Raw genomic sequence first — 23,716 nt, forward strand, 5'->3', positions numbered from 1 at the left:
TTCGTCGTGTCTGGAGGCTCGACGAACCCGGGGCCACGCGTACCTTGCCGTGCCGCATCACGATCGGTTTTGACCCGACCCCCGTCTGGCGTGCAATCATGGGTGCATCGTGCGGGCGTGTTGATCGAGTCGGAGGCTCGGAGCCGCTCGCCCTTCATGGGGATGGGGAAGCATGTCGGTACGTCAACGGATTCGGACGGGCACGCGTCGTGTCGTCGCACTGATCGCCGCGGGGGTCCTCCTCGCGTCGGGACTCGTCGTCGTATCGACGGCGTTCCCGACCACCCCGGCCTCGGCTGCGGTGATGCAGTGCAGTCCGAGCACGATCTACGCGACGGCGGTCAACGCCCGGACCGGCGCCGGCGGGAACATGTACCGGATCGACGTGAACACCGGCCAGGCCACCGTGGTCGCCGACATCAGTCCCGCGAACAACGCGCTCGGGATCACGGACGGCGGGGGAACCGCCTGGGGCATGCAGAACGCCGGGTCGGCATCGACCAGGGGCACCATCGTCGCCTACGACGGGGCCTCCGACTCGACGCGGTCCTACCGGAACGCCGATCCGAACGCGCCGGCGACGATCATCCGCGGCGCGGTCAACCCCGCGAACGGCGTCTTCTACTACAGCGGCAACGGCGCCACCGCCTATCTCGGCGCGTTCGACACCGAGGCGGAACGCGCGATCGGACAGGTCGGGAACATCACGGGGCTCCAGCCTGCGCCGTCCAACGGCGACTTCGCCTTCAGCTCGACCGGCGGTCTCTTCCTGACCACGGGCAACGAGGTGCGCCGGCTCGACGAGCAGCCGCCCACCGCGGCGGGCGCCCGATCGCTGGGGACCACACTGCTGGCCACCCTGCCCTCCAGCGTGAACAGCCCGGGCATCGCGTTCGCCAATCGCGGCGACCTTTACGTCTCGAACGGCCTCACGCTCATCCGGCTCGACCCGGCGACCGGTCAGGAGCGCGGTCGCGTCACCGTCTCGGGCATCCCGAGCACCATGACGCTGTCGGACCTCGCCAGCTGCAGCTACCCGAACACGCTGACCGCCGTGAAGGACGTCGCGGGCCGCTTCGCCCCGAACGACCAGTTCACCGTGACGGTGACCGGACCCGGCATCACCGGCGGCAACACTGCGACGACGGCGGGGAGCACGACCGGTCCGCAGGACGCGCAGGCGGGCCCCGTCTTCGCCACTCCGGGCGCCACCTACACCGTCACCGAGACGGGGGCGGGAAGCACACAGCTGTCGAGCTACACCGCGACCGTCGTCTGCGTGGAACGGAGCAGCGGGAACGACATCCCGGTCACCGCCGCAGGAGCGGGACGGTGGACCTTCACGTACCCGCAGCCGGTCGGCGACCTCACCGGCAACGTCCTGTGCACGGTCAGGAACACCCCGCTCCAGGCGGGATACACGGTGGCCAAGAGCGCGGATCCGGCGTCGGGGACGACGGTGGAGGCCGGTGACACGATCACGTACACCGTGACCGGGACGAACACCGGCGAGACCCGGCTGGATCCGGCCAACCTCCGCGACGACCTCTCTCGGCTGCTCCCCTTCGCCGACTACAACGACGATGCCGTGGCGACCATCGGCGGCGTCCCTGCCGGAGCGGTGAACCGCGACGGGAACACGATCGCCTGGAGCGGGGCGCTCGCGGTCGGCCAGAGCGTGAACGTCACCTACTCCGTGACCGTCCGTCCCGAAGGCGCAGGTCAGACGCTGCAGAACACCGCGAGCGGGGACGCGACCCCGCCCGGCGGTGTGCGCATCGTGCCGCCCCCGGCCGGCACGACGCACCCCGTCGCGCTGCCCGGGTTCGAGGTGAGCAAGTCGGCCGATCCCGCGCACGGCACGCCGGTCGATCCCGGATCGACCATCACCTACACCGTGACGGGACGGAACACGGGCCAGACGGCGCTGGACCCGGTCGCGATCACCGACGACATGTCGGAGGTCCTGAACGCTGCAGGCTACAACGACGACGCCACCGCGACGATCGACGGAGCGGACGCCGGTCCGGTGACGCTCACGGACACGGAGCTCTCGTGGCGCGGGCGTCTTGCGGTCGGGGAGACGGTGACCCTCACGTACTCGGTGACGGTGAACGGCGACGCCGGAGGGGCGCTCCTCGCGAACAGCGTGCTGGGTACGGCAACTCCGCCGGGCGGCGCCGTGATCACGCCTCCGGACGTCATCACCCGCCACCCGGTCAACCGACCTGGATTCGATCTCAACAAGGCGTCGGACCCGGCGTCGGGAACCGCGGTCGATCCCGGAGAGACGATCACCTACACACTGACGGGCGTGAACTCCGGACAGACCGCGCTGGATCCCGTCGTTCTGCGCGACGACCTCGCGGACGAGTTCGCGCAGTACAACGACGACGCCTCGGCGACCGTGGGCGGCGTCGAGGCGGGCACCCTGACCGTCGTGGACGGCGTGCTCACCTGGACCGGGGCACTCCAACGGGGCGAGACCGTGACGATCACCTACACGGTCACCGTCGACGCGGACGCGGGAGGGCAAACCGTCCGCAACGTCGTCACGGGCGAGGCCACGCCGCCTGGGGGAGCCACGATCACCCCGCCGCCGGACGAGGTCATCACTCCCGTCAACGAACCCGGCTTCTCCCTGAACAAGAGCGCCGACCCCGAGTCGTCGAGCGACGTGTTCGAGGGGCAGACCATCACCTACACCCTGACGGGCGAGAACACCGGGCAGACCGCGCTCGCCGGGGTGCAGTTGCGCGACGACCTGCGGGGCGTCCTGGAGAGCGCGGACTACAACGACGACGCGGTCGCGACGATCGACGGTGTCGGCGCCGGGCCGGTGACCTTCGACGGCACCGTCCTGAGCTGGGACGGCGCCCTCGAGATCGGTCAGACGGTGACGGTGGTGTACTCGGTCACGGTGCACACCGACGCCGGCGGGCACACGGTCGAGAACGCCCTCACCGGGCAGGCCACACCACCGGGCGGGGACACGATCACGCCGCCGCCGACGTTCACGACGCACGATGTCCTGGAGCCGGGCCTGTCGCTGCTGAAGGTCGCCGACCCGCCCACGGGCTCGAACGTGGACCCCGGTTCGACGATCCGGTACACGGTGATCGGCACGAACAGCGGAGAGACGCCCCTCACCGAGGTGACCATCACGGACGACCTCTCGGGCGTGCTCTCCTCCGCCGCCTACAACGACGATGTGACGGCCACCATCGACGGTGCGGACGCCGGATCCGTCGTGTTCGAGGGTGCCACGCTCACCTGGAGCGGGGATCTCGCGTTGGAGCAGGAGGTGGTCATCAGCTTCACGGTGACGGTGCACGCGGACGCCGGCGGAGCGACCATCGGCAACGTCGTGAACGGCCGGGGCGTCCCGCCTGGGGGTCTGGAGGTCGTTCCGCCGCCCTCCGAGACCACGCACGAGGTGAACCGGCCCGGCTTCGAGGTGGCGAAGACCTCCTCGCCGGAGAGCGGGACGGCGGTCGATCCGGGATCGACGATCGTCTACACGGTGACGGGGACCAACACCGGCGAGACGGCCCTCGACGTGGTCACCGTCGCGGATGACCTGTCGGGCCTGCTCGGAAGCGCCGACTACAACGACGACGCCACCGTGACGATCGGCGGCGACGGGGCGGGCAACGTCGTGCGCGACGGCGACACGCTGTCGTGGACCGGCGCGCTCGCTGTGGGGCAGTCGGTCACGCTGCGGTACACGGTCACCGTGCACGGGGATGCGGGCGGGGAGCTGCTGGACAACGTGGCCACCGGCTCCGCGACCCCGCCTGGGGGAGAGGTCATCACGCCTCCGCCGGCCGAGACCGAGCACCCGGTCAACCGCCCCGGCTTCGAGATGACGAAGACCGCAGACCCCGAGGCGGGGACGACGGTCGAGCCGGGCTCGACGCTGCGGTACATCCTCACCGGGACCAACACCGGCGAGACCTCGCTGAGCCGCGTGCGCGTGGCGGACGACCTCACCAACGTGCTGCCGTGGGCGGACTTCAACGACGACGCCACGGCGACGGTGAACGGCGCGGAGTCCGGAACGATCATCCGCGTGGACGACTGGATCTACTGGGAGGGCGGCCTCGAGGTCGGCGAGTCGGTGACGTTCTCGTTCACGGTCACCGTGCACGAGGACGCCGGACAGCGGGTCCTGCGCAACCACGGGCGCGGCGACGCGATCCCGCCCGGGGGCGAAGAGATCGACGCCCCGCCGGTGGAGATCGAGCACCCGGTCGCCGGTACTCCCGGCTTCGAGCTCGCCAAGACGGCAGACCCGGAGTCCGGGGCGACGGTGGACCCCGGATCGACGGTGACGTACACCCTCACCGGAACGAACACCGGGACCACGGTGCTCGACCCGGTCGAACTGACGGACGACCTGAGCGGCGTGCTCGCGCTCGCCGACTACAACGACGACGCGGTCGTGGTGATCCCGGGGCTGGATGCCGAGGACACTCCGATCGCCACTGTCGAGGACTCGAGGTTGACCTGGTCCGGTGAGCTCGGACTCGGCCAGACCGTGACCATCACCTACTCCGTGACGATCCACGACGACGCGGCCGGGGAGACGATCGGCAACGTCGTGACGGGGAGCGCCACCCCGCCCAGCGGCGAGGTGGTGACACCGCCGCCGGCGGAGACCGAGCATCCCGTCGCCGTGCCGGGCTTCGCGCTCGACAAGACGGCCGATCCGGCCTCCGGCAGCGCCGTGGACCCCGGGTCGACCATCACGTACACGGTGACCGGGGCGAACACCGGCGAGTCGAGGCTGGATCCGGTGACGGTGACGGACGACCTGTCCGGCGTCCTGTCGTCCGCGGACTACAACGACGACGCGGTCGCCACGATCGGCGGCTCCTCTGCGGGCGAGGTCGCCCGAGACGGTGACGTCCTCTCGTGGACGGGTGCGCTCGGCGTGGGCGAGACGGTGACCCTGACCTACTCGGTCACGGTCCATGCCGACGCCGCGGGCGAGACCATCGGCAACTCGGTCACGGGTGTGGCGACTCCGCCGGGCGGCGAGGACCTCACGCCTCCGCCGGGCGAGACGGAGCACGGCGTGAACGTGCCCGGCTTCGAGGTGCAGAAGAGCGCGGAACCGGCGGCGGGCAGCGCGGTCGATCCCGGCCAGGTCATCGTCTACACGGTGACCGGCGAGAACACGGGCGAGACGGTGCTCGACCCCGCGACGATCACGGACGACCTGTCCGGGGTCCTGCTCGCGGCGGACTTCAACGACGACGCGACGGCGACGATCGACGGCTCAGACGCCGGTGCGCCGACCCGGGACGGCGATGCGCTGTCCTGGACCGGTGTGCTCCAGCCCGGACAGATCGTGACCATCACGTACTCGGTCACGGTGAGGGCGGACGCCGGGGGCCAGACGGTCCGCAATGCGGTGACCAGCACGGGCACCCCGCCGGGCGGCGAGGTCATCACGCCTCCGGACGTCACGACGGAGCACCCCGTGAACGAGCCGGGCTTCGAGGTCGAGAAGTCGGCGGACCCCGCGTCCGGGACCGCGGTGGCGGCGGGCGATCGGATCACCTACACGCTGACCGGCCGCAACACCGGCGAGACTGTGCTGGATCCGGTGGTTCTGAACGACGACCTCTCCGGCGTGCTGCCGCACGCGCAGTACGACGAGGACGCGGCGGCGACGATCGACGGCGCCGACGCGGGGCCTGTCGGGCGGGACGGCGACACGCTGTCCTGGTCGGGTGCGCTGCCGGTCGGGGCGACCGTGACGGTCACCTACTCCGTCACCGTGATGGAGGGGAGCGAGGGACAGATCGTTCGGAACTCGGTGACCGGAGTCGCGACGCCTCCGGGCGGGGGCCAGCTGACTCCGCCGCCGGCGGTGACGGAGCACCCGGTCCCGACGCCCGGCTTCGAAACGTCGAAGACCGCCGATCCTCCGTCCGGGACGGAGGCCGCGCCCGGCCAGACGATCACGTACACCCTCACGGGGGCGAACACGGGCGAGGTCGCGCTCGACCCCGTCACGCTCGCGGACGACATGTCCGGCGTCACTCCGTACGCCGCGTACAACGACGACGCGACCGCCTCGATCGGCGGCGCCACCGTCGACGGCGTGGCGGTGGACGGTGACCGGTTGAGCTGGCGGGGCGTGCTGCACCCGGGCGAGGTCGTCACGGTGACCTACACCGTGACGGTGCGGGAGGGCGTCCAGGACGTCGTCATCGCGAACCGGTTGACGGCGTCCGCGACTCCGCCGGGCGGGGCGGAGATCGTCCCGCCGCCGACCGGCACGGAGAACCCCGTGCCCAAGGAGCCCGCACCCACACCGAGCCCGTCGCCGACGGAGCCCCCGTCTCCCGCTCCGAGCCCGACCGACCCGCCGGCGAGCCCGAGCCCGACCGACCCGCCGGCGACGACGCCGCCCGGCCAGCCGCTGCCCGCCACGGGCGGGGAGGTCGCGGTGTCGGTGATCCTGTGGGGCGTGCTCATGCTCGTGCTGGGAGCGGTGTTCGTGTCGACCCGTCGGCGGAGGAGCTGATGACGTCCGTGTGCGGGGCGGTGCCCGCTCTGCACACGGCACGCCCGGGAGTCGCGCCGTGCTAGACTGACTCTTTGTCTGCGCACACTCCTGTGCGTAGTTCGTATGCCTCCCCGCTCCGAATGTGCGGATGAGGCGTGCAGACAAGGGATCTTGGGTGGGGCCGTCCGGCCTCACGGTAATGAAGGAGTCACCATCATGGCAGCAGTGTGCCAGGTGACCGGTGCTGTTCCCGGCTTCGGTCACAACGTCTCGCACTCGCACCGCCGGACGAAGCGCCGCTTCGACCCGAACGTGCAGAAGAAGACCTACTACGTCCCGTCCCTCGGCCGTAAGGTCACCCTGAACGTGTCCGCCAAGGGCATCAAGGTGATCGACGCGCGCGGCATCGAGAACGTGGTCAAGGACCTCCTTGCGAAGGGTGTGAAGCTCTAATGGCGAAGAAGGCTCAGGACGTCCGTCCGATCATCAAGCTGCGCTCGACGGCGGGCACGGGGTACACCTACGTGACCAAGAAGAACCGCCGCAACACCCCCGACCGCCTCGTGCTGAAGAAGTACGACCCGGTGGTTCGCAAGCACGTCGAATTCCGCGAGGAGCGTTAATCATGGCCAAGAAGAGCAAGATCGCTCGCAACGAGCAGCGCAAGGCGGTCGTCGACCGCTACGCCGAGCGTCGCCTGGAGCTCAAGAAGGCTCTGGTCGACCCGAACTCGACCGACGAGCAGCGCGAGGCCGCCCGCGTCGGCCTGCAGAAGCTGCCCCGCAACGCGTCGCCGGTGCGTCTGCGTTCGCGCGACGTCATCGACGGCCGTCCGCGCGGCGTCCTCACGAAGTTCGGCATCTCGCGTGTCCGCTTCCGTGACATGGCGCACCGTGGTGAGCTCCCCGGCGTGACCAAGTCGAGCTGGTAAGCACGACGTCTTCAGAAGGGGCGAGGATCTTCGGATCCTCGCCCCTTCTGCGTCCCCGCCCGTCTCCCTTGCCCTGCCGCGCTGCCGCGCTGCCTCGCTCCCTTGTCCTGCCGCGTTGCTGCGCTCCCTTGCGCTGCCGCGTTGCTGCGTCGGAGAACCCGCGCATCGGCGGTGGATCCGACGTGCGGCGTCCGCCGGAGTGCGCGTTCTCCGCGGTTGTGGTCGTCGATTCCGTCGCGCGGCATGCACGCGCAACGTCGGAGATCCCCTGCAACGGCGGCGGAATCGGACTGGGGTTTCCGCGCGTGCGTGTGTCTTCCGCGCGTGGTCAGAATGAGGAGCCTGACCCTCCGGCGCGTGGTCATCCGCCGGGTGCGCGCCGCGGAGCCCTCCGCAAGGTCGGAGAACACACGCCGCGGCGGAGGAACCAACGTGCGGGCTCAGTGCGGATGTGCGTTGTCCGCACGAACCGTCGTACTGCACTGATCCGGGATCGGCCTCCTTCTTCCACCGATCCTGGACGGGGCCACCGGATGTCGCCCGGGAACGCGCACGATCGGTCGATGGACCTCTTCGATCACCTTCAGGCCCGCCAGGGAGTCGCACGGACCCAGACGCTGCGGAACGCGGGCATCACCGTCCACCAGCTGCGCATCGCCAAGGCCGACGGCCGGATCCGGACTGTCCGTCGGGGATGGGTCGCACTGCCGGACGCGGATCCCGTCCTGGTCGCAGCAGCGACGCATGGCGTCGTGCTCACGTGCACGACGCTGGCCGCCCGCCGCGGACTGTGGGTGCTCGACGACGGGGAGCCGCACGTTGCCGCGCGGCCGTCCGCGCACGCGCAGATCGCTCGGGGCGTGATCCATTGGGCTCGCCCGACCATCCCCCGAGACCCGGACGACCTGGAGGACCGGTTGGAGAACGCGCTCATCCTCCTCGCGAAATGCCAGCCGTATGAGATGGCGCTGGCGACATGGGAGTCCGCCCTCCGCCGTCGCCTCATCGATCCCGGGGTCCTCGCCCGGATGCCCCTCACCCCGGCAGCCCGGGCGGTGTTGGCGAATGCCCGTCCGTACGCCGATGCCGGGACGGAGACCATCTTCCGGACACGTCTGTCGTGGCTCGACATCCCAATCGTTCCGCAGGTCTGGCTCTTCGGCCATCGAGTGGACTTCCTCATCGGAGACCGCCTGGTCATCCAGATCGACGGCGGCCACCACGTGGGGCCGCAGCGAGACGAGGACAACCGGCACGACGCGATCCTCCGATTGCAGGGGTACCACGTGATCCGGATCGGCTACCACCAGCTCATGACTCAGTGGCCTCAGGTGCAGGCGCAGATCCTCGAGGCGATCGGTCAACGACTGCACCGCGCGTCCTGAACCGTGCGATCTCCATCCGCACTCGTGCGGGCGGACATCGCGCGGATCAGCAGGGAAAAGGCGTCGTCGCGCAGCGTCTTAGGCCCCAGCGCCGCGGGAGCAGGTGTCGTCCTTCGCAGCGGTCGCCACTCAGGCGCGTGTCGGACACGCGTTGCGGCGGACGGCGCGCGCAGCGCCGGAGAAAAGTGCGCAGCGGCTGAGGAAGCGCGCAGCGCCGGAGAAAATGCGCAGCGGCGGTGGAAGCACGCAGCGGCGGTGGAAGCACGCAGCGGCGGAGGACGCGCGTCGTGGCGGAGCGGTCGGGGGGAGGCGTCCGCGGGAGTGAGGGATGTCCGGTGGTGCGGTCGTCGCTCGTCCTGCGGCGGACGGCGCGCGCAACGGCGGTGGAAGCACGCAGCGGCGGAGGCCTCTCGGCGAGAGGTCCGCCGGAGTGGCCGTCGTCCGCTGTTGTGGCCGCCGCACGGGAAGGGGCTCGGCCTCGTCTGGGGATCACGGGTGTGACTGATGTGACGCATGAGGTGCGACACGCCGCCCCAATACGTGGAAACCCGCGAAATGACGCGGAAAAACGGGGCGGAGTTGATACATTCGAGGCGGTCATTCGACCAACGGGGGGCGTCCGCCCCGCGGAACTTCGAAAAACAAGCGACGAGCCTTTCGTCGCTGGAGGATGACATGGCTGACAAGTCCATCACCAAGACCGAGCTCGTCGCGAGCATCGCCAGCGCCACCGGTCAGAGCCAGGCTGCTGTCTCGGGCGTGCTCGACGCTCTGTTCGCCACGGTCTCGGACGCCGTTGCCAAGGGCAGCAAGGTCTCGATCCCGGGCTGGATCTCCTTCGAGCAGGTCGCGACCGCCGCGCGCACCGGCCGTAACCCGCAGACCGGCGCCGAGATCAAGATCCCGGCCGGCAAGCGCGTCAAGGTGACCGCCGGCTCCAAGCTCAAGGCCGCCGTCAAGTAAGACGTCTCGCCTCGAAGGCCGTCTCGCAGCGACTGCGGGACGGCCTTCGGCGTCCGCCACCGGGCCGCGCCGGGAGCGCATAGGCGACGCGCCTAGGCTGGAGGGGTGAACCGCCCGTCCAGCCCGCCCCCGACGAAGGGTGTCGTGTCGACGCAGGCCGCCGTCTCGCGCATCGCGGGACCCGTGATCCTCGTGGTGGCCGCCGTCGTCGCCGCGCTCGTCGGACTGGCCCTCGGCGGGGGCGCGGCTCCGGCCGTGATCGCCGACTCGGGACCGGTGGTGCGCTGGGGGCTCCCGCTGGTGAAGCTGCTCAGCAACCTCAGCGGCGCCGTCATGCTGGGCGCGCTCGTGCTCGCGCTGTTCGGGCTGCAGAGCGGGAAGCGGTCGTTCGACGTGGCGCTGGACGCCGCATCCATCGGCGCCGCGGTGTTCACGGTCTCGTCCGCGGCCGCGGCCTTTCTCACGTTCATGAACGTGTTCCCGGTCAAGCTCGACTCCGGACCGGAATTCGGTGCACAGTTCGGGCGGTTCCTCGTCGAGACCAACCTCGGTCGCGCCTGGCTGATCACCGTCCTCGCCGCGGCCGTGATCACGATCTCCGCCTTCGCCTTCCGCAGCTGGCTCGCGGCGCTCCTCACCGCGATCCTCGCGGCGGCGGCCTTCATCCCGCTCGCCACCGAGGGACACGCGGGCGACCTCGCCGGGCACACCGCCGCGGTGAACTCGATCCTGCTCCACACGCTGGGGGCGGCCGTCTGGCTCGGCGGCCTCGTGCTGCTGGTGATCCTGCACGGCACGCGCACCGAGCTCACCCGCTTCGGCCCGCTCCTGCGCCGATACTCTGCGATCGCCCTGGCGGCGTACGCCGTGGTCGCCGTCTCGGGCGTGGCCCGCGCCATCGTCGCCGTCGGCACCTGGGAAGCGCTGTGGTCCTCCGGATACGGCGCGCTCGTCATCGCGAAGGCGGTGCTGCTGCTCCTGCTGGGCGCGTTCGGCGCCTGGTACCGCACGCGGCTGATCCCCCGCATCGAGACCGCCGGGAACGCGACCCGCTGGTTCTGGACCCTGGTGCTCGCCGAGCTCGCGCTCATGGGTCTGGCCTCGGGAGCGGCGGCGGCCCTGGCCCGCACACCCCCGCCGACCGGGACCGAGCCGGCGTCGTCCCGGACGCCGGCGGAGATCCTCACCGGATCGCCCCTTCCGCCCGAGTTCACCCTCGACCGCTGGTTCACCCAGTGGAACGTCGACCTGATCTGGCTGACCGCGGCGGCGTTCGGGATCGTCTTCTACCTGGCCGGCGTCCGTCGGCTGCGGGCCCGCGGCGACTCCTGGCCCGTGCACCGCACGGTCCTCTGGATCCTCGGCATGCTGCTGCTCGTCTGGGTGACCGGCGGGCCGATCAACGCCTATCAGGAGTTCCTCTTCAGCATCCACATGATGGGGCACATGATGCTGTCGATGGCGATCCCGTTGCTGCTCGTGTCCGGGGCGCCGGTCACCCTGGCGCTGCGTGCGATCGACAAGCGCGAGGACGGAACGCGCGGCGGGCGGGAGTGGATCCTCTGGGCCGTGCACTCGCCGTTCTCGAAGGTCGTCACGAACCCGTTCGCGGCCGCGGCCATCTTCATCGTGTCGCTGTGGGCGTTCTACTTCACGGACCTCGTGCGCTGGGCGATGAAGGACCACATCGGGCACCAGTGGATGACGATCCACTTCCTCATCTCCGGCTACCTCTTCGTGCTCTCCCTCATCGGCGCCGATCCCGTGCCCAAGCGCCTGCCCTACCCCGGCCGGCTGATCACGCTCATCGCGGTCATGGCCATGCACGCCTTCTTCGGGATGGCGATCATGATGCAGTCCGGGCTCATGGTGGCGGAGTGGTTCGGATCGATGGGGCGGACCTGGGGGCCGACGCCGATGGAGGACCAGTACATCGGCGGCGGCATCGCGTGGTCGATCGGCGAGATCCCCACGCTCATCCTCGCCATCACCGTCGCGATCCAGTGGAGCCGCAGCGACGCCCGCGCGGAGAAGCGGGCCGATCGTCACGCGGACCGCACCGGCGACGCCGAGCTGGCCGAGTACAACGCGCGCCTGGCCGAGCTCGCGGAGAAGGACCGCCGCGCGGCGGAGCGGGAGGCGCGGCAGGCGCCCCGCCGGCGCTGACCGTCACAGGGATCGGGCGGCCGGTCAGTCGCCGTCGTCGATGGGCAGGTCCGGGGAGCCGACGACGATGGAGGCGGCGCCGTCCGGGAGCACCTGGATCGTGGCATCGATCCGGAACCGCACGTCCTCGTCCACCTCCCGGATGCTGCCGTCGTACAGCGACTGGACGTCGACGACGATGTGCGCGACCGCGTCCGTCGGCGGGATCCGCCAGTTCGCGCCGTCGGGCTCCACGGAGACCTTCGGCATCTCCACGATCGACCAGTGTGGGTCGGAGGCGAGCTTGTTCTGCACCGTCATCCCGAACGGGCATCCCGCCGGCATGAGGACCTGCTGCGTGGCGCACTGCGTGAGGAACTCGTCCACCCGCTGCTGCACGACCTGCACGAACTGGTCCGTCGGCTGGGCCTGGACGTCGACCGGGACGGTCGCACCGGGCGCGTCCGCGAGGACCCCGATCCCGGGCGTGGCCGACATCGGGGTGTCCACGCTCACCGAGTACAGGCCCGGGGAGAAGACGAGGAGCGGCACCGGCTCCAGCGGCGGCGCGTCCACGCCCCCGGCCGCGACCTGGCGCCGGTCGAGCTCGAACCCGTTCACCGTGAACTGCTCGGCGCCGCGCACCGTCAGCGACACGACCGCGAGGGGGCTCTGCGAGAACCGCCACGTCGGCGCGACCCCGAGCCAGCCCTCCCGGGCGACGTGGAAGGTCGTCCGTCCGGCGTGCCCGCCCGCGCGGTACTCCACGGTGACGAGGGTCTCGTCCCCGTCCGCGCGCTCGTCGGTGACGGTGTAGTCGGTCAGGGGAGCGAGAGCCGTTCCGCGCAGGAGCGCGTCCGAGGCGGCGGCCGCATCCCCGTCCAGCGCCTCGCGATCCAGGGCCACCCCGGGGAGGCGCAGGGCGTCGGAGGCGCGGTGCTGCGCGAGGAGGTCGAGGTAGCGCGTGACGAACGCCGAGGGGCTGTAGAACTCGCGGTACAGGGTGACGCCGCCGGCGCCCAGCGCGGCGACGAGAACGAGCGCGACCACGCCCAGCAGCGCGAGATCCGACGACAGGCGAGCCGGACGACGGCGCGTCGGGACGTCGCTCGGCTGCTCCATGGGCGCCAGTCTAGGCAGTGGGACTGTGCCGAGCCCGAATGCCCTCGGAGAGGTGCGCCGCGCCCGGAGGAGGGCGCCGTACCATGGTGTGCGCATCCCCCGTCCGAGAGCCTGAGCACCCGTGAGCATCCCCACCCTGTCCGACGAGCAGCACGAGCTGTTCCGCCTCATCGAGGACACCAGGGACCACGTGTTCGTCACCGGCCGTGCTGGGACGGGGAAGTCCACGCTCCTGCAGCACTTCGCCTGGAACACGAGCAAGCAGATCGCGGTGTGCGCGCCCACCGGCGTGGCCGCGCTGAACGTCGAGGGGCAGACGATCCACTCGCTCTTCCGCCTCCCCATCGGGCTCATCGCCGACACCGAGCTGGATCAGTCCGACGCCACGCGGCGGATCCTGAACGCGATCGACACGCTCGTGATCGACGAGGTCTCGATGGTCAACGCGGACCTCATGGACGGGATCGATCGATCCCTGCGCCAGGCTCGCGGGCGCCGGGGAGAGCCGTTCGGCGGCGTGCAGGTCGTGATGTTCGGCGACCCGTACCAGCTGGCGCCGGTGCCCCCGCGCGGCGACGAGCTGCGCTACATCCAGGACCACTACCGCTCGTTCTGGTTCTTCGACGCGAAGGTCTGGACCGGGGGCGCCGCCGACGAGGCGGGCATGCTGGACGTCGGCGAGCACGGGGCGCCGCTGCACGTGCGCGAGCTCGTCCGCATCCACCGGCAGGCCGACGACGGGTTCAAGGCGATGCTGAACGCCGTCCGGTACGGCCGTGTGACGGCGGAGATCGCGGGCGCGCTGAACGCCGCCGGTGCCCGGACGCCGCCGGAGCCGGAGCCGGGCGAGACGCCCATCATCACCCTCGCGACCCGCAACGACATCGTCAACAGCATCAATCGGCGTCACCTCGCGGCGCTCCCGGGCCGCGAGCAGACCGCGAAGGCCGAGGTGTCGGGCGACTTCGGCCGCGGGGAGGCGAACTACCCCGCGGACGCCGAGCTCAAGCTGAAGGTCGGGGCGCAGGTGATGTTCCTGCGCAACGACGTCGGCGTGCAGGGGGAGCCGCCGCGCTGGGTGAACGGCACGATCGGCACGGTCACGCGGATCCTGGGCGACACGGTGCGCGTCGAGATCGACGGGGAGGAGGTGGACGTCGAGCCCGCCGTGTGGGAGAGGTTCCGCTACGCCTACAACCCGGGGACCAAGACGCTGTCGCGCGAGGTCGTGGCCGAGTTCACGCAGTTCCCGCTGCGTCTCGCGTGGGCCGTGACGATCCACAAGTCGCAGGGCAAGACGTACGACCGCGCGATCGTGGATCTGGGCTCCGGCGCCTTCGCGCCCGGGCAGACGTACGTGGCGTTGTCCCGGCTCACCTCCCTCGACGGGCTGTACCTGTCCCGTCCGCTGCGTCCGAGCGACATCCGCGTGGACGAGGACGTGCGCCGCTTCATGCGCGCGGCCTGGGAGGCCCGGCAGGGCTCGACCCCGGTCCTCCCCGCCTGAGCCGGTCCTGGCGGGGCGTTTCGTCTCGCTGCGCTCGCTCAACGACCGGGGGGGGAGCGCAGCGACGAGTCGAAACGTGGTGACCGGGGCTGGGGGCGTCTCGTCTCGCTGCGCTCGCTCAACGAGTGGAAGGGGGACGTCAGGCGGCGAGGCGCTGCGCCTCGAGCTCCTCGAACAACTCGGTGTTGAAGCGGTAGGCGAGCAGCACCTCGTCGATCACCCGTTCGCGCTCGGCCTCGTCCCACGGGGCGGCGTCCAGCTGCTCGCGGTAGACGTCCTTGAACGCGGCGGGGTCGGCGATGGCGTCGAAGAGGTAGAACCCGATCCCGTTGGTCTCGAAGCCGAATCGCCGGGCCATGACCCGGCCGATGAACAGGCCCCCGGACAGGTCGCCGAGGTAGCGGGTGTAATGGTGGGCGACGAAACCGCCGGGCCAGGTCGCGCCGACCTGGCGGATCCGCTCCACGTAGCGGGCGGTCGCCGGCAGCGGCGCGATGCGCTCCCGCCACTCAGGGCCGACGAGGAAGTCCAGGTCCGCCTCGAGGGCGGGCAGCCGGGTGAGCGCGTCGCTGAGGAAGACGGACGCGACCGGATCCTTCCGCATCCGTTCGCCCACCTCTTCGAGCGCCTCGTAGATGAAGTAGTGCTGGGCGACGAGGGAGACGTAGTCCTCCCGGGACGCCTCGCCGCTCAGGAGCGAAGCCATGAAGCCGGCGTGCTCACTGCGCGAGTGCGACCCGGAGGAGCGCTCGCGCAGCGCCGCGGAGAAGGAGACGATCTCGGCCATGGCACGAGTGTAAGGCACACCTAACTTCCGCACCCAGCGAAAGGCGGGGATTCCGAGCCGGCGGATCGGGATCGCTCAGCCGGCTCGCAGGTCAGTCGTGCGGGCGAGCATCCACGCCGAGGGCGGCGCACGCGGCGTCGTACAGGGCCACGACCTCGCGACGCACCTCGGGTCGCTCCTGGATGGGACCGCTCGGCCAGGGCACGCGCAGCGTCTCCGGACCCCCGGACGCCCGGCTGACGGTCCACTCGCCGGCATCGCCGTCGAAGCCGCGCATCGATGCCGAGACGATGTCGGCGCCGCCGAACGCGCGCGCGATGAGCAGGTTGTCGTCCTGATGATCGCCGTTCATGTGGCGGAGGACCGCCGCGACGACCTCGTCGGGGAAGGGGCTGGGCATGGCCCCACTCTACGCACGAGGGGACGTCCCGGACCCGGCCCGCCGGCGGTCCGCGCACGGGCGGGATCGGGATCATCCGTAGGGATGACGAGGACGCGGAGGCCCGGCCCTTAGACTCTCCTCAGACATCCAGGGGGGTTTCTGTGCACGGACGGACCATGCGTCGTACGCGCATCGCGGCAGCGGGAGCGGTGATCATCGCGCTCGCGCTGACGGGATGCGCCCCCGAGTCGACCCCCGCGTACACGCCGGCTCCGCAGGTCGAGGGCGCGCTGCCGGAGGACCTCCAGACGCAGCTGCACGACGCCGTCGCCCACGCGATGGCCGCCAGCGGTTCCTCGGGTGCGGTCGTCGGCGTGTGGGCGCCATGGAGCGGCTCGTGGGTCACCGGGATCGGGACTGCGGGCCCCGGGGACGAGACTCCCGCCAGCACGGACATGGCCTTCCGCATCGGTGACGTCACCCGGCTCATGACCTGCGACGTGCTCTACGCGCTGGCCGACCGCGGCACCGTGGCCCTGGAGGACTCCGTGACGACATGGGTCGCCGGCGTCCCCGATCTGGCCGACGTCACGCTCCTGGACCTCTGCAACGGCACGTCCGGGCTGGGGCTGAGCTCGTCGATCGCGGAGTCGAACTGGCTCTCGAACCCCACGCGCATGTGGAACCCGAAGGAGCTCGCGAGCTACGGGATGGAGCAGCAGCGGACGGCTCCCGGCGGCGGGTTCCGGGACTCCGACGCGGCGTATCTCCTGCTCGGTCAGGCGCTCGAGCGGGCGAGCGGCCAGAGCGCCGCGTCCCTGATCCGCACCTACGTCACGGGTCCTCTGGGCTTGAACAGCACGAGCCTCCCCTCGGCACGGCCGGCCGCGCCGAGTGACGGGCCCGTGCTCGCGGGCACCTACGCGCCGCGCACGCCGGAGGGCGGCTACGACTGCGCCGCTCCGGTGGACGTCACGGTGAGCTCCGCGAGCATCGGCTTCACCGACTCGGGCGTGGTCTCGACGATTGAGGACCTCGGCCGCTTCGCGCAGGCCGAGGCGAAGCAGGCCCTGCGCACCAAGGACGAGCCCGCCCGCTTCGGCGCGCCGCTGCCGGCCTATGACGGTGCGCCGTCCTGGTTCCAGGCGACGGGAGGCGGGTACCTCGTGGGGACGATGGTGGGACAGCAGGGCTGGGCGCCCGGCTACCTCACTGCCGCGTACTCGGACCCGGCGAGCGGCTTCACGGTCGCCGTCGTGCTCAACGGCTCCTCGGGCGGCGGTGCGCTGATCTCGGCGCTCGCCTTCGAGCTCGCCGCGATCGGGTCGAAGGCCCCCGCTGCCAAGGGCGCCACGGCCCCCGAGTTCGGGCTCCCCTTCACCGCGGAGCAGTACCACGAGGTGATCGGCAGCCAGGCGATCTGCCCCGTCGACCAGCCGGCCGCGGAGGAGTCCGCCGGGGAGGACGAGGGCGAGGGCGACGACGACTGATCATCGGTCGTCCGCCGACCTGAGCGAGGAGGAGGCGTCGATGGCGATCGTCGACAACGGCATCTACGTCGACGGCGTGCGCACGGAGAACCCGGCGTCGCTCGCGGAGACCTTCGAGCTGATGCATGCCCGCGGAGGCATGGGATGGATCGGGCTGTACCGCCCCAGCGAGGAGGAGGTGCGCCAGGTCGCGGCCGAGTTCGGACTCCACGAGCTGGCGGTGGAGGACGCGCTGACCGGGCACCAACGCTCGAAGCTGGAGCGCTACGGCGACACGCTCTTCCTGGTCCTGCGCCCCGCTCGGTACCTGGACGACGTGGAGGAGGTGGAGTTCGGAGAGCTCCACGTGTTCGTGGGCCCCACGTTCGTCGTCACGATCCGCCACGCCGAGTCCCCGAGCCTGGGCCGGGTGCGCCACCGGCTGGAGAACGACCCGGCGCTGCTGGCGCGGGGACCGGAAGCGGTGCTGTACGCGATCCTCGACGAGGTCGTCGACGAGTACGCGCCGGTCGTGGCGGGCCTGGAGAACGACATCGACGAGATCGAGGCGCAGCTGTTCGTGGCCGAGTCCGACCTCACTCAGCGCATCTACGAGCTCTCCCGCGAGGTGATCGGCTTCCAGCGGGCGACGCAGCCGCTGCGCGAGATGCTCGAGGCGCTCCTGCGGGGATCCGAGAAGTACGCCGTCGACGGCGAGCTGCAACGCTACCTGCGCGACGTCCTCGACCACACCATCCGGGTGATCGATCGCTCGGCCACCTTCCGCACGGTGCTGGACAACGCCCTCACGGTGGAGTCGACGATCGTCGCCCGCCGCCAGAACGACGAGATGCGGCGGATGACCGAGGAGAGCATCCGGCAGGGTGAGGAGGTCAAGAAGATCTCCAGCTGGGCCGCCATCTTCTTCGCCCCGACGATCGTCGCGGGCGTCTACGGCATGAACTTCGATGCGATGCCGGAGCTGCACTGGGTCTTCGGGTACCCCATGGCCATCGGGCTCATGGTGGGCGGCGCGTTCGTGCTGTACCTCGTCTTCAAGCGCAAGGGCTGGCTCTAGGACCCGGCCGTCGTCAGAGCAGGGCGATCGTCGCCAGGGACGTCGCCGTCACCAGGATCCACAGGATCGCTCCGAGCGCCAGGGGGCGCCACCCGGCCCTGCGCAGGGCCGCGACGTCGGTGGACAGGCCGATCGCGGCGAGGGCCATCGCGATGAGGAAGCCGCTCATCACCGACAGGCCGTCGCGGACGGACGCGGGGACGATCCCCGTGGAGGTGACGGCGGCGACGAGGAGGAAGCCGACGAGGAACCAGGGCACGAGCCGGACGATCCCTCGCGGCGTGAGCCGGCGTCCGCGGGAGTGGCGCCGGGCTTCGGCGATCGAGAGTCCGACGCTGATCGGGATGATCATGAGCGTGCGAACGAGCTTCACGACGACCGCGAAGCCCAGCGCCGCGGAGCCGTAGACGGCTGCGGCCGCCACGACGGAGCTGGTGTCGTTGACCGCGGTGCCGGCGAGCAGGCCGAACGTGTGCGGATCGAGCTGAAGCGCATGCCCGAGCAAGGGGAAGAGGACCACGGCCAGCACGTTGAACAGGAAGATCGTGGTCATGGCGTAGGCGATCTCGGCTCCCGTCGCCGCGATGACGGGGGAGACGGCCGCGATCGCGGAGGCGCCGCAGATCCCCGTGCCCACACCGATCAGCGTGGTGAGGCGGCGCTCGACCCGCAGCGCCCGGCCGAGAGCCCACGCCCCGAGGAGGCACACGGCGAGGCTCGTCAGCATGACCGGGAGGGACTCCAGCCCGACGCGCAGGACCTCGGCCACGGACATCTGCACGCCGAGCAGGACGACCGCGGTCTGCAGGAGGAGGCGAGCGGAGACCGCGAGGCCGGGGGCGAACAGGGCGCCGGGTCGACGCCACAGCGAGATCGCGACGCCGATGAGCAGGGCGGGCAGCGCGGACCCGACCACGGGCGCCAGACCGCCGATCTCGGTCGACGCCGCGGCGATGAGGGCCGTCAGGCCGAGTCCGGGGACGACGGCGAGGAGGCGGGGACGATCGGCGGCGGACACGGCGGGGGAGGGCATGGATCCAGCCTGCGCGCCCCGTCCCGCGCCGGGTAGCCGGGTGGCGCCGGTGGCGGTACAGGACCAGACTGTGGAGATGGAGGCGATGCGGACGGTGCCGGATCTGACCGCCCTGGAGCTGCTCGCGGCAGTGGCGCGGCACGGGTCGATCTCGGCGGGGGCGCGGGAGATCGGCGTCACGCAGCAGTCGGCGTCCGCGCGACTGCGGAGCGTGGAACGGCAGGTCGGGCTGGAGCTCTTCCGCCGCTCGCCCGGCGGGATCCGCCCGACGCCGGCGGGCGAGGTCGTCGTCAGCTGGGGCGAGGAGGTTCTCGCGGCCGCGTCCCGCCTTCGAGTGGGGATCGAGACGTTGCGCGAGGAGAGCCGGCGCGAGCTGACGGTCGCCGCGAGTCAGACCGTCTCCGCCCATCTGCTCCCGGGCTGGCTCGTCGACCTCCGGCGACGTCAGCAGGAGGAGGGGCGCATCCCCACCGCCGTGACGCTGGCGACCGGCAACAGCGAGGTCGTGATCGCGCGGGTGCGCGCGGGAGCGGCGGACCTCGGATTCATCGAGACGCCCCGTGTGCCCGACGACCTCGCGTCCACGGCCGTGACCACCGACGAGCTGGTCCTCGTCGTGGCGCCGGCGCATGCGTGGTCGCGGAGGGACGAGGTGTCGTTGGCGGAGGTCGCCGCGGCGCCGATCGTCGCGCGCGAGTCGGGCAGCGGCACCCGCGATGCCTGGGAGCGGACCGTCCGGGAGCGCCTGGGACATGACGCGCCGGAACCGGCGGCCGTGCTCCCCACCTCCGCGGCCGTGCGCTCCGCCGTCGCGGGCGGGCTCGGCGTCGCGCTTCTGTCCCGTCACGCGGTCGCCGACGACATCAGGCTCGGCCGCCTGCACGTCGTGCCGATCGCGGGTGAGCGGCTGATCCGACCGATCACCGCGCTCTGGCGGGGAACGACGAGAGACCTGACGCCGACGAGCCGGACGCTCCTGGAGGTCGCCGCCGCCGGATCCTGACAGGGCCGCCGCACCGATATCCTCAGCGGTGGGCGTGCAGACACCGAGGAGGTGTCGGACGGGACCCGCGGGGCCGAGGCGTCGGAGGCCGCGGGGGGAGAAGGAGCGGCGATGTCCCCATTGGTGCTGATCGGCCTCGTCGGAGTGCTCCTGTGGTCGCTCGTCTCCCACCGGTTCGAGCGCTGGGGGGTCGCCGGGCCTGCGGCCCTCATCGTCCTCGGCGCGGCGACGGTGGCTGCGGATCTCCCGGCCTTCGAAGGCGCCATCGACGCGGAGTGGAGCGAGAAGGTCGTCGAGGTCGTCCTCGCCATCCTGCTGTTCGTCGATGCGACCGCCGTCAGCGGCAAGGGCATCTTCGGGGGAGAGGGACGCGCGACGCTCCGTCTCATCCTGATCGGTCTGCCGCTGTCGCTCATCCTGGCCGTGGTCGCCGGAGTGCTGGTCATGCCGAACTCGGTCTTCGTGATCCTCGTCATCGCCTGTGTGGTGATGCCCACCGACTTCGCCCCGGCCGCGCGGATCCTGCGCCTGCGGCACGTCCCGCCCCGGGTCCGCCAGATCCTCAACGTCGAGAGCGGTTACAACGACGGCCTCGTGTCACCGCTGTTCGGCATGGCCCTGGCGACCTCAGTGGTCATCACCGGGGTCCTGCGGGCCGAGTCGGGTCAGGACGACGGCATGCTCGACACCGAGGTGGAGCACTTCGTGAGCGCGTTCCTCACCGCGGTTCCGGCGACGGCGGTCGCCATCGCCGTCGGGGTGGCCTTCGGAGCGCTCGTGGGGTGGGCCGTGCGCGTGCTGCATGCACGGGGGTTCGCCGATGACGGCGGTGTGCGCTTCGTCATGCTGCTGCTTCCGCTCATCGCCTATGGTGTCGCGATCCTGATCCCCGTCGTGCACGCGAACGGCTTCGTCGCGGCGTTCGTCGCCGGCGTGGCCTATCGCGTCGCTCGGACGCGTCGTCTCCCTGAGCGGACGATCCCCCATGCGGAACTGATCCTGGTCGAGGAGACGGGTCTGCTCGCGTCGAATCTCGTCTGGTTCATGCTCGGCGGCACGGCGGTCGTGGCGGTCCTCGACGGGATCGATCCAGCGGTGGTCCTCTTCGCCGTGCTGGCTCTGACGCTTCTGCGGATGGTGCCGGTCTGGCTCTCGCTGATGGGCGGTTCCGTGGGGAGACGGGACCGTGTGCTCATCGGCGCGCTCGGCCCGAGGGGAACCGCGTCCATCGTCTTCGGCCTGCTCGCCTTCAACGCACTGCCGACGAACAGCGGCGAGGCGGACCTCGTTCTCGATGTCATGGTGGTCACGGTCGTCTTGAGCGTTCTGCTGCACGGTGTCGTCGCTCCGGCAGTGCTGCGCCGACTCGATCGCGGCGGCGCCCTGTCGACGGCGGGCGGAGACCGTTCGACGCGCTGAGGCGTCGCCGTCCGGCGTCAGATCGTGTGTGGCGCCGGATCCTCACCGGAGGACCGCGGCAGCAGCACGTTCACCCGGAAGCCTCCGGCGGCGTGCTCGGCGTAGACGTCGCCGCCGTGCGCGCGGGCGAGCCCCCGCGCGATGGCGAGCCCGAGCCCCGCTCCGGCGGCGAGCCCGTCGTCGGGCGTGCTCCGCGCCGCATCCGCCCGCCAGCCGACGTCGAACATCCGGTCGAGGTCCTCCACGGCCACGCCGCCGCCGTGGTCCAGCACGCCGAGGACGAGTCGATCGGGGGCGAGCTCCGTGGCGGAGACGTGGATCTCGGAGCCCGGCGGCGCGTGACGGACGGCGTTGCCGAGGAGGTTCACGACGATGCGGGTGAGCTTGTGCGGATCCGCCCACACGGCCGTCCCGTCCAGCCCCGAGCGGGTGATGCGGATGCCCCGTGCCTCGGCGAACGTCCCCACGTCGGCGACCGCGCCGGAGACGACGTCGAGGAGGTCGACCTGCTCGGTCTGCAGACGCACCGCGCCGGAGGAGAGGCGGGAGAGCTCGAAGAGGTCGTCGACCATCCGGTTCATCGTCCGCACCTGGGCGCGCACCTGTCCGGCGATCCGCTGCGGGTCGTCCGCGACACCGAGTTCCAGGCTCTCGGCGAGGGCGTGCACGGCGGTGAGCGGCGTGCGCAGATCGTGCGAGATCCACGCGAAGAACCGGCGCCGATCCGAGTCCAGACGCTCCAGCTCCTCGCGGGCGTCCGCCAGGCGGGAGGAGACGTCGGCGAGCTCGGCCGACAGCTCGTCGAACTCGCTCCATCGCCCCTCGTGCGCGGCGACGACGTCGCCGTCGCCGACGCGGTGAACCGAGCGGGACAGCGCCGCGAGCGACCGTCGGGCCGCGCCGGCGGTCACCGCCGCCGCGCCGAGCCCGAGCACCAGGGAGACGCCGATCACCCAGACGAGCACGGTGAGGTCGTGCGGCGAGATGTACATCTCGAACGCGATCGCGAGCACCGCGACGCCGACCGTGACCACGCCCGCCACCGCGACGATCGCCATCCGGATCCGCAGCGAGGGGCGGCGGACCAGCCGCAGCGCGAGGAGCGCCGCTCCCGCGACGACGAGCGCGGACGCGACCGCGGTCAGGACGATGACGGCGATGTCGCCGAGGCCGAGGGGCATCATGGGCGGACACGCCCTCCGTCCGGGACGAACCGGTATCCGGTGCCCCACTCCGTGACGAGGTGGCGAGGATCGCGCGGATCCTCCTCGATCTTCTCCCGCAGCCGCCGCACGTGGACAGTGACGGTCGAGGAGTCGCCGGCGTCCCACCCCCATGCCTCCCGCAGCAGCTCCTCGCGGCCGATCGTGCGGCCGGGGTGCGCCAGCAGGTAGCGGAGGAGGTCGAACTCGCGGGCCGCGAGCGGGATGTCCCGGCCGCGCACGGCCGCGGTCCTCCGGGCGAGATCGAGGACGAAGTCGCCGTCGCGGAGGACGACCGCCGCGTCCGCGGCTTCGACGCGTCGGCGGATGAGCGCCGCCACCCGGAGGGCGAGCTCGCGGAGGGAGAACGGCTTGGCCAGGTAGTCGTCCGCGCCGAGCTCCAGCCCCTCGATGCGGTCCTCGACGTCGCCGAGCGCGGTCAGCATGAGCACCGGCGCACGGGATCCGGCGCGCAGCTCGGCGCAGAGCTCGTCTCCGCTGACGCCGGGGAGCATCCGATCCAGGACCACGACGTCCGCCTCGACCTCGCGCAGGGCGCGCCTGCCCGCGTCGCCCGTGGCGCACAGCGTCACGGCGTAGCCCTGGGCGTGCAGATAGCCGCCCACGGCGTGGCGGACGTCGGCGTCGTCCTCCACGAGGACGACGCGGGGCCGGGCTTCCATGCGGTCGAGACTAATCCCGCTCCGGCGCGGGCGACGGTGCTCTTACGGCTTCGAAAGAAGCGCTGCGACCGGCGGGGCGGGATC

18 protein-coding genes are annotated in these 23,716 nt (G+C 71.2%); 12 read left to right on the plus strand and 6 right to left on the minus strand.

The features are described 5' to 3' along the window. Nucleotides 1-172 precede the first annotated feature (172 nt). From V6R91_RS09820 to V6R91_RS09850, 7 genes are all read left to right on the plus strand, one after another. Nucleotides 173-6,541, plus strand: a complete 6,369-nt coding sequence (locus V6R91_RS09820) for an isopeptide-forming domain-containing fimbrial protein (RefSeq protein ID WP_336395305.1) — start codon at nt 173-175, stop codon at nt 6,539-6,541. Between the two features lie 198 nt (nt 6,542-6,739). After that, a complete protein-coding gene (gene rpmB / locus V6R91_RS09825) occupies nt 6,740-6,976 on the plus strand; it encodes a 50S ribosomal protein L28 (RefSeq protein WP_067245377.1) in 237 nt (78 codons plus the stop codon). Beyond that, a complete protein-coding gene (rpmG, locus tag V6R91_RS09830; protein ID WP_046014935.1) occupies nt 6,976-7,146 on the plus strand; it encodes a 50S ribosomal protein L33 in 171 nt (56 codons plus the stop codon). The genes rpmB and rpmG overlap by 1 nt, the downstream gene beginning before the upstream one ends. Nucleotides 7,147-7,148: 2 nt before the next feature. Then, nucleotides 7,149-7,454, plus strand: a complete 306-nt coding sequence (gene rpsN / locus V6R91_RS09835; RefSeq protein ID WP_067245380.1) for a 30S ribosomal protein S14 — start codon at nt 7,149-7,151, stop codon at nt 7,452-7,454. A gap of 563 nt (nt 7,455-8,017) precedes the next feature. Continuing rightward, a complete protein-coding gene (locus V6R91_RS09840; RefSeq protein WP_336395306.1) occupies nt 8,018-8,839 on the plus strand; it encodes an endonuclease domain-containing protein in 822 nt (273 codons plus the stop codon). 675 nt (nt 8,840-9,514) lie between these two features. Continuing rightward, nucleotides 9,515-9,802, plus strand: a complete 288-nt coding sequence (locus tag V6R91_RS09845) for an HU family DNA-binding protein (RefSeq protein WP_045250850.1) — start codon at nt 9,515-9,517, stop codon at nt 9,800-9,802. 144 nt (nt 9,803-9,946) lie between these two features. Then, a complete protein-coding gene (locus V6R91_RS09850; RefSeq protein ID WP_336395527.1) occupies nt 9,947-11,968 on the plus strand; it encodes a cytochrome c oxidase assembly protein in 2,022 nt (673 codons plus the stop codon). Nucleotides 11,969-11,992: 24 nt separating this feature from the next. On the opposite strand, the gene V6R91_RS09855 is transcribed toward V6R91_RS09850, so the two are convergent. Further along, entirely contained in the window at nt 11,993-13,069 is a 1,077-nt protein-coding gene (locus V6R91_RS09855) for a hypothetical protein (RefSeq protein ID WP_336395307.1), read from the minus strand. A 121-nt stretch (nt 13,070-13,190) separates the two neighbouring features. Here V6R91_RS09855 and V6R91_RS09860 point away from each other — a divergent pair, with 121 nt between their 5' ends. After that, nucleotides 13,191-14,576: an ATP-dependent DNA helicase gene (locus tag V6R91_RS09860; protein ID WP_271060406.1), complete on the plus strand. Its 1,386-nt coding sequence runs from the start codon at nt 13,191-13,193 to the stop codon at nt 14,574-14,576. A 139-nt stretch (nt 14,577-14,715) separates the two neighbouring features. Here the strand turns inward: V6R91_RS09860 and V6R91_RS09865 are convergent, their stop codons facing one another. After that, nucleotides 14,716-15,363: a biliverdin-producing heme oxygenase gene (locus tag V6R91_RS09865; RefSeq protein ID WP_067245390.1), complete on the minus strand. Its 648-nt coding sequence runs from the start codon at nt 15,361-15,363 to the stop codon at nt 14,716-14,718. Nucleotides 15,364-15,454: 91 nt separating this feature from the next. Then, a complete protein-coding gene (locus V6R91_RS09870) occupies nt 15,455-15,763 on the minus strand; it encodes a DUF2470 domain-containing protein (RefSeq protein ID WP_336395308.1) in 309 nt (102 codons plus the stop codon). A gap of 158 nt (nt 15,764-15,921) precedes the next feature. Here V6R91_RS09870 and V6R91_RS09875 point away from each other — a divergent pair, with 158 nt between their 5' ends. Together V6R91_RS09875 and corA are read left to right on the plus strand one after the other, a co-directional pair. After that, entirely contained in the window at nt 15,922-17,235 is a 1,314-nt protein-coding gene (locus V6R91_RS09875; protein WP_336395309.1) for a serine hydrolase domain-containing protein, read from the plus strand. Nucleotides 17,236-17,275: 40 nt separating this feature from the next. After that, nucleotides 17,276-18,292: a magnesium/cobalt transporter CorA gene (corA, locus tag V6R91_RS09880; protein WP_067245397.1), complete on the plus strand. Its 1,017-nt coding sequence runs from the start codon at nt 17,276-17,278 to the stop codon at nt 18,290-18,292. Nucleotides 18,293-18,305: 13 nt separating this feature from the next. On the opposite strand, the gene V6R91_RS09885 is transcribed toward corA, so the two are convergent. Then, a complete protein-coding gene (locus tag V6R91_RS09885; protein WP_336395310.1) occupies nt 18,306-19,325 on the minus strand; it encodes a YeiH family protein in 1,020 nt (339 codons plus the stop codon). A 76-nt stretch (nt 19,326-19,401) separates the two neighbouring features. Between V6R91_RS09885 and V6R91_RS09890 the strand changes: the two genes are divergently transcribed. Continuing rightward, nucleotides 19,402-20,328 carry a LysR family transcriptional regulator gene (locus tag V6R91_RS09890; protein ID WP_271060411.1) on the plus strand — a complete coding sequence of 309 codons (927 nt, stop codon included), beginning with the start codon at nt 19,402-19,404 and terminating at the stop codon, nt 20,326-20,328. Nucleotides 20,329-20,439: 111 nt separating this feature from the next. Further along, a complete protein-coding gene (locus V6R91_RS09895) occupies nt 20,440-21,747 on the plus strand; it encodes a cation:proton antiporter domain-containing protein (protein ID WP_271060412.1) in 1,308 nt (435 codons plus the stop codon). 17 nt (nt 21,748-21,764) lie between these two features. Here V6R91_RS09895 and V6R91_RS09900 read toward each other — a convergent pair whose 3' ends face one another. Together V6R91_RS09900 and V6R91_RS09905 are read right to left on the minus strand one after the other, a co-directional pair. Further along, on the minus strand, nt 21,765-22,931 hold the full coding sequence (locus tag V6R91_RS09900; RefSeq protein WP_271060413.1) for a sensor histidine kinase: 1,167 nt from the start codon (nt 22,929-22,931) through the stop codon (nt 21,765-21,767). After that, a complete protein-coding gene (locus tag V6R91_RS09905) occupies nt 22,928-23,632 on the minus strand; it encodes a response regulator transcription factor (protein ID WP_231819574.1) in 705 nt (234 codons plus the stop codon). The genes V6R91_RS09900 and V6R91_RS09905 overlap by 4 nt, the downstream gene beginning before the upstream one ends. Nucleotides 23,633-23,716 lie beyond the last annotated feature (84 nt).

The organism is Microbacterium sp. CCNWLW41, from assembly GCF_037083505.1.

Coding starts and splice junctions, on each gene's coding strand:
- V6R91_RS09820 (WP_336395305.1), top strand. CDS start 173: ATGTCGGTACGTCAACGGATTCGGACGGGCACGCGTCGTGTCGTCGCA.
- rpmB (WP_067245377.1), top strand. CDS start 6,740: ATGGCAGCAGTGTGCCAGGTGACCGGTGCTGTTCCCGGCTTCGGTCAC.
- rpmG (WP_046014935.1), top strand. CDS start 6,976: ATGGCGAAGAAGGCTCAGGACGTCCGTCCGATCATCAAGCTGCGCTCG.
- rpsN (WP_067245380.1), top strand. CDS start 7,149: ATGGCCAAGAAGAGCAAGATCGCTCGCAACGAGCAGCGCAAGGCGGTC.
- V6R91_RS09840 (WP_336395306.1), top strand. CDS start 8,018: ATGGACCTCTTCGATCACCTTCAGGCCCGCCAGGGAGTCGCACGGACC.
- V6R91_RS09845 (WP_045250850.1), top strand. CDS start 9,515: ATGGCTGACAAGTCCATCACCAAGACCGAGCTCGTCGCGAGCATCGCC.
- V6R91_RS09855 (WP_336395307.1), bottom strand. CDS start 13,069: ATGGAGCAGCCGAGCGACGTCCCGACGCGCCGTCGTCCGGCTCGCCTG.
- V6R91_RS09865 (WP_067245390.1), bottom strand. CDS start 15,363: ATGGCCGAGATCGTCTCCTTCTCCGCGGCGCTGCGCGAGCGCTCCTCC.
- V6R91_RS09870 (WP_336395308.1), bottom strand. CDS start 15,763: ATGCCCAGCCCCTTCCCCGACGAGGTCGTCGCGGCGGTCCTCCGCCAC.
- V6R91_RS09875 (WP_336395309.1), top strand. CDS start 15,922: ATGCGTCGTACGCGCATCGCGGCAGCGGGAGCGGTGATCATCGCGCTC.
- corA (WP_067245397.1), top strand. CDS start 17,276: ATGGCGATCGTCGACAACGGCATCTACGTCGACGGCGTGCGCACGGAG.
- V6R91_RS09885 (WP_336395310.1), bottom strand. CDS start 19,325: ATGCCCTCCCCCGCCGTGTCCGCCGCCGATCGTCCCCGCCTCCTCGCC.
- V6R91_RS09890 (WP_271060411.1), top strand. CDS start 19,402: ATGGAGGCGATGCGGACGGTGCCGGATCTGACCGCCCTGGAGCTGCTC.
- V6R91_RS09895 (WP_271060412.1), top strand. CDS start 20,440: ATGTCCCCATTGGTGCTGATCGGCCTCGTCGGAGTGCTCCTGTGGTCG.
- V6R91_RS09900 (WP_271060413.1), bottom strand. CDS start 22,931: ATGATGCCCCTCGGCCTCGGCGACATCGCCGTCATCGTCCTGACCGCG.
- V6R91_RS09905 (WP_231819574.1), bottom strand. CDS start 23,632: ATGGAAGCCCGGCCCCGCGTCGTCCTCGTGGAGGACGACGCCGACGTC.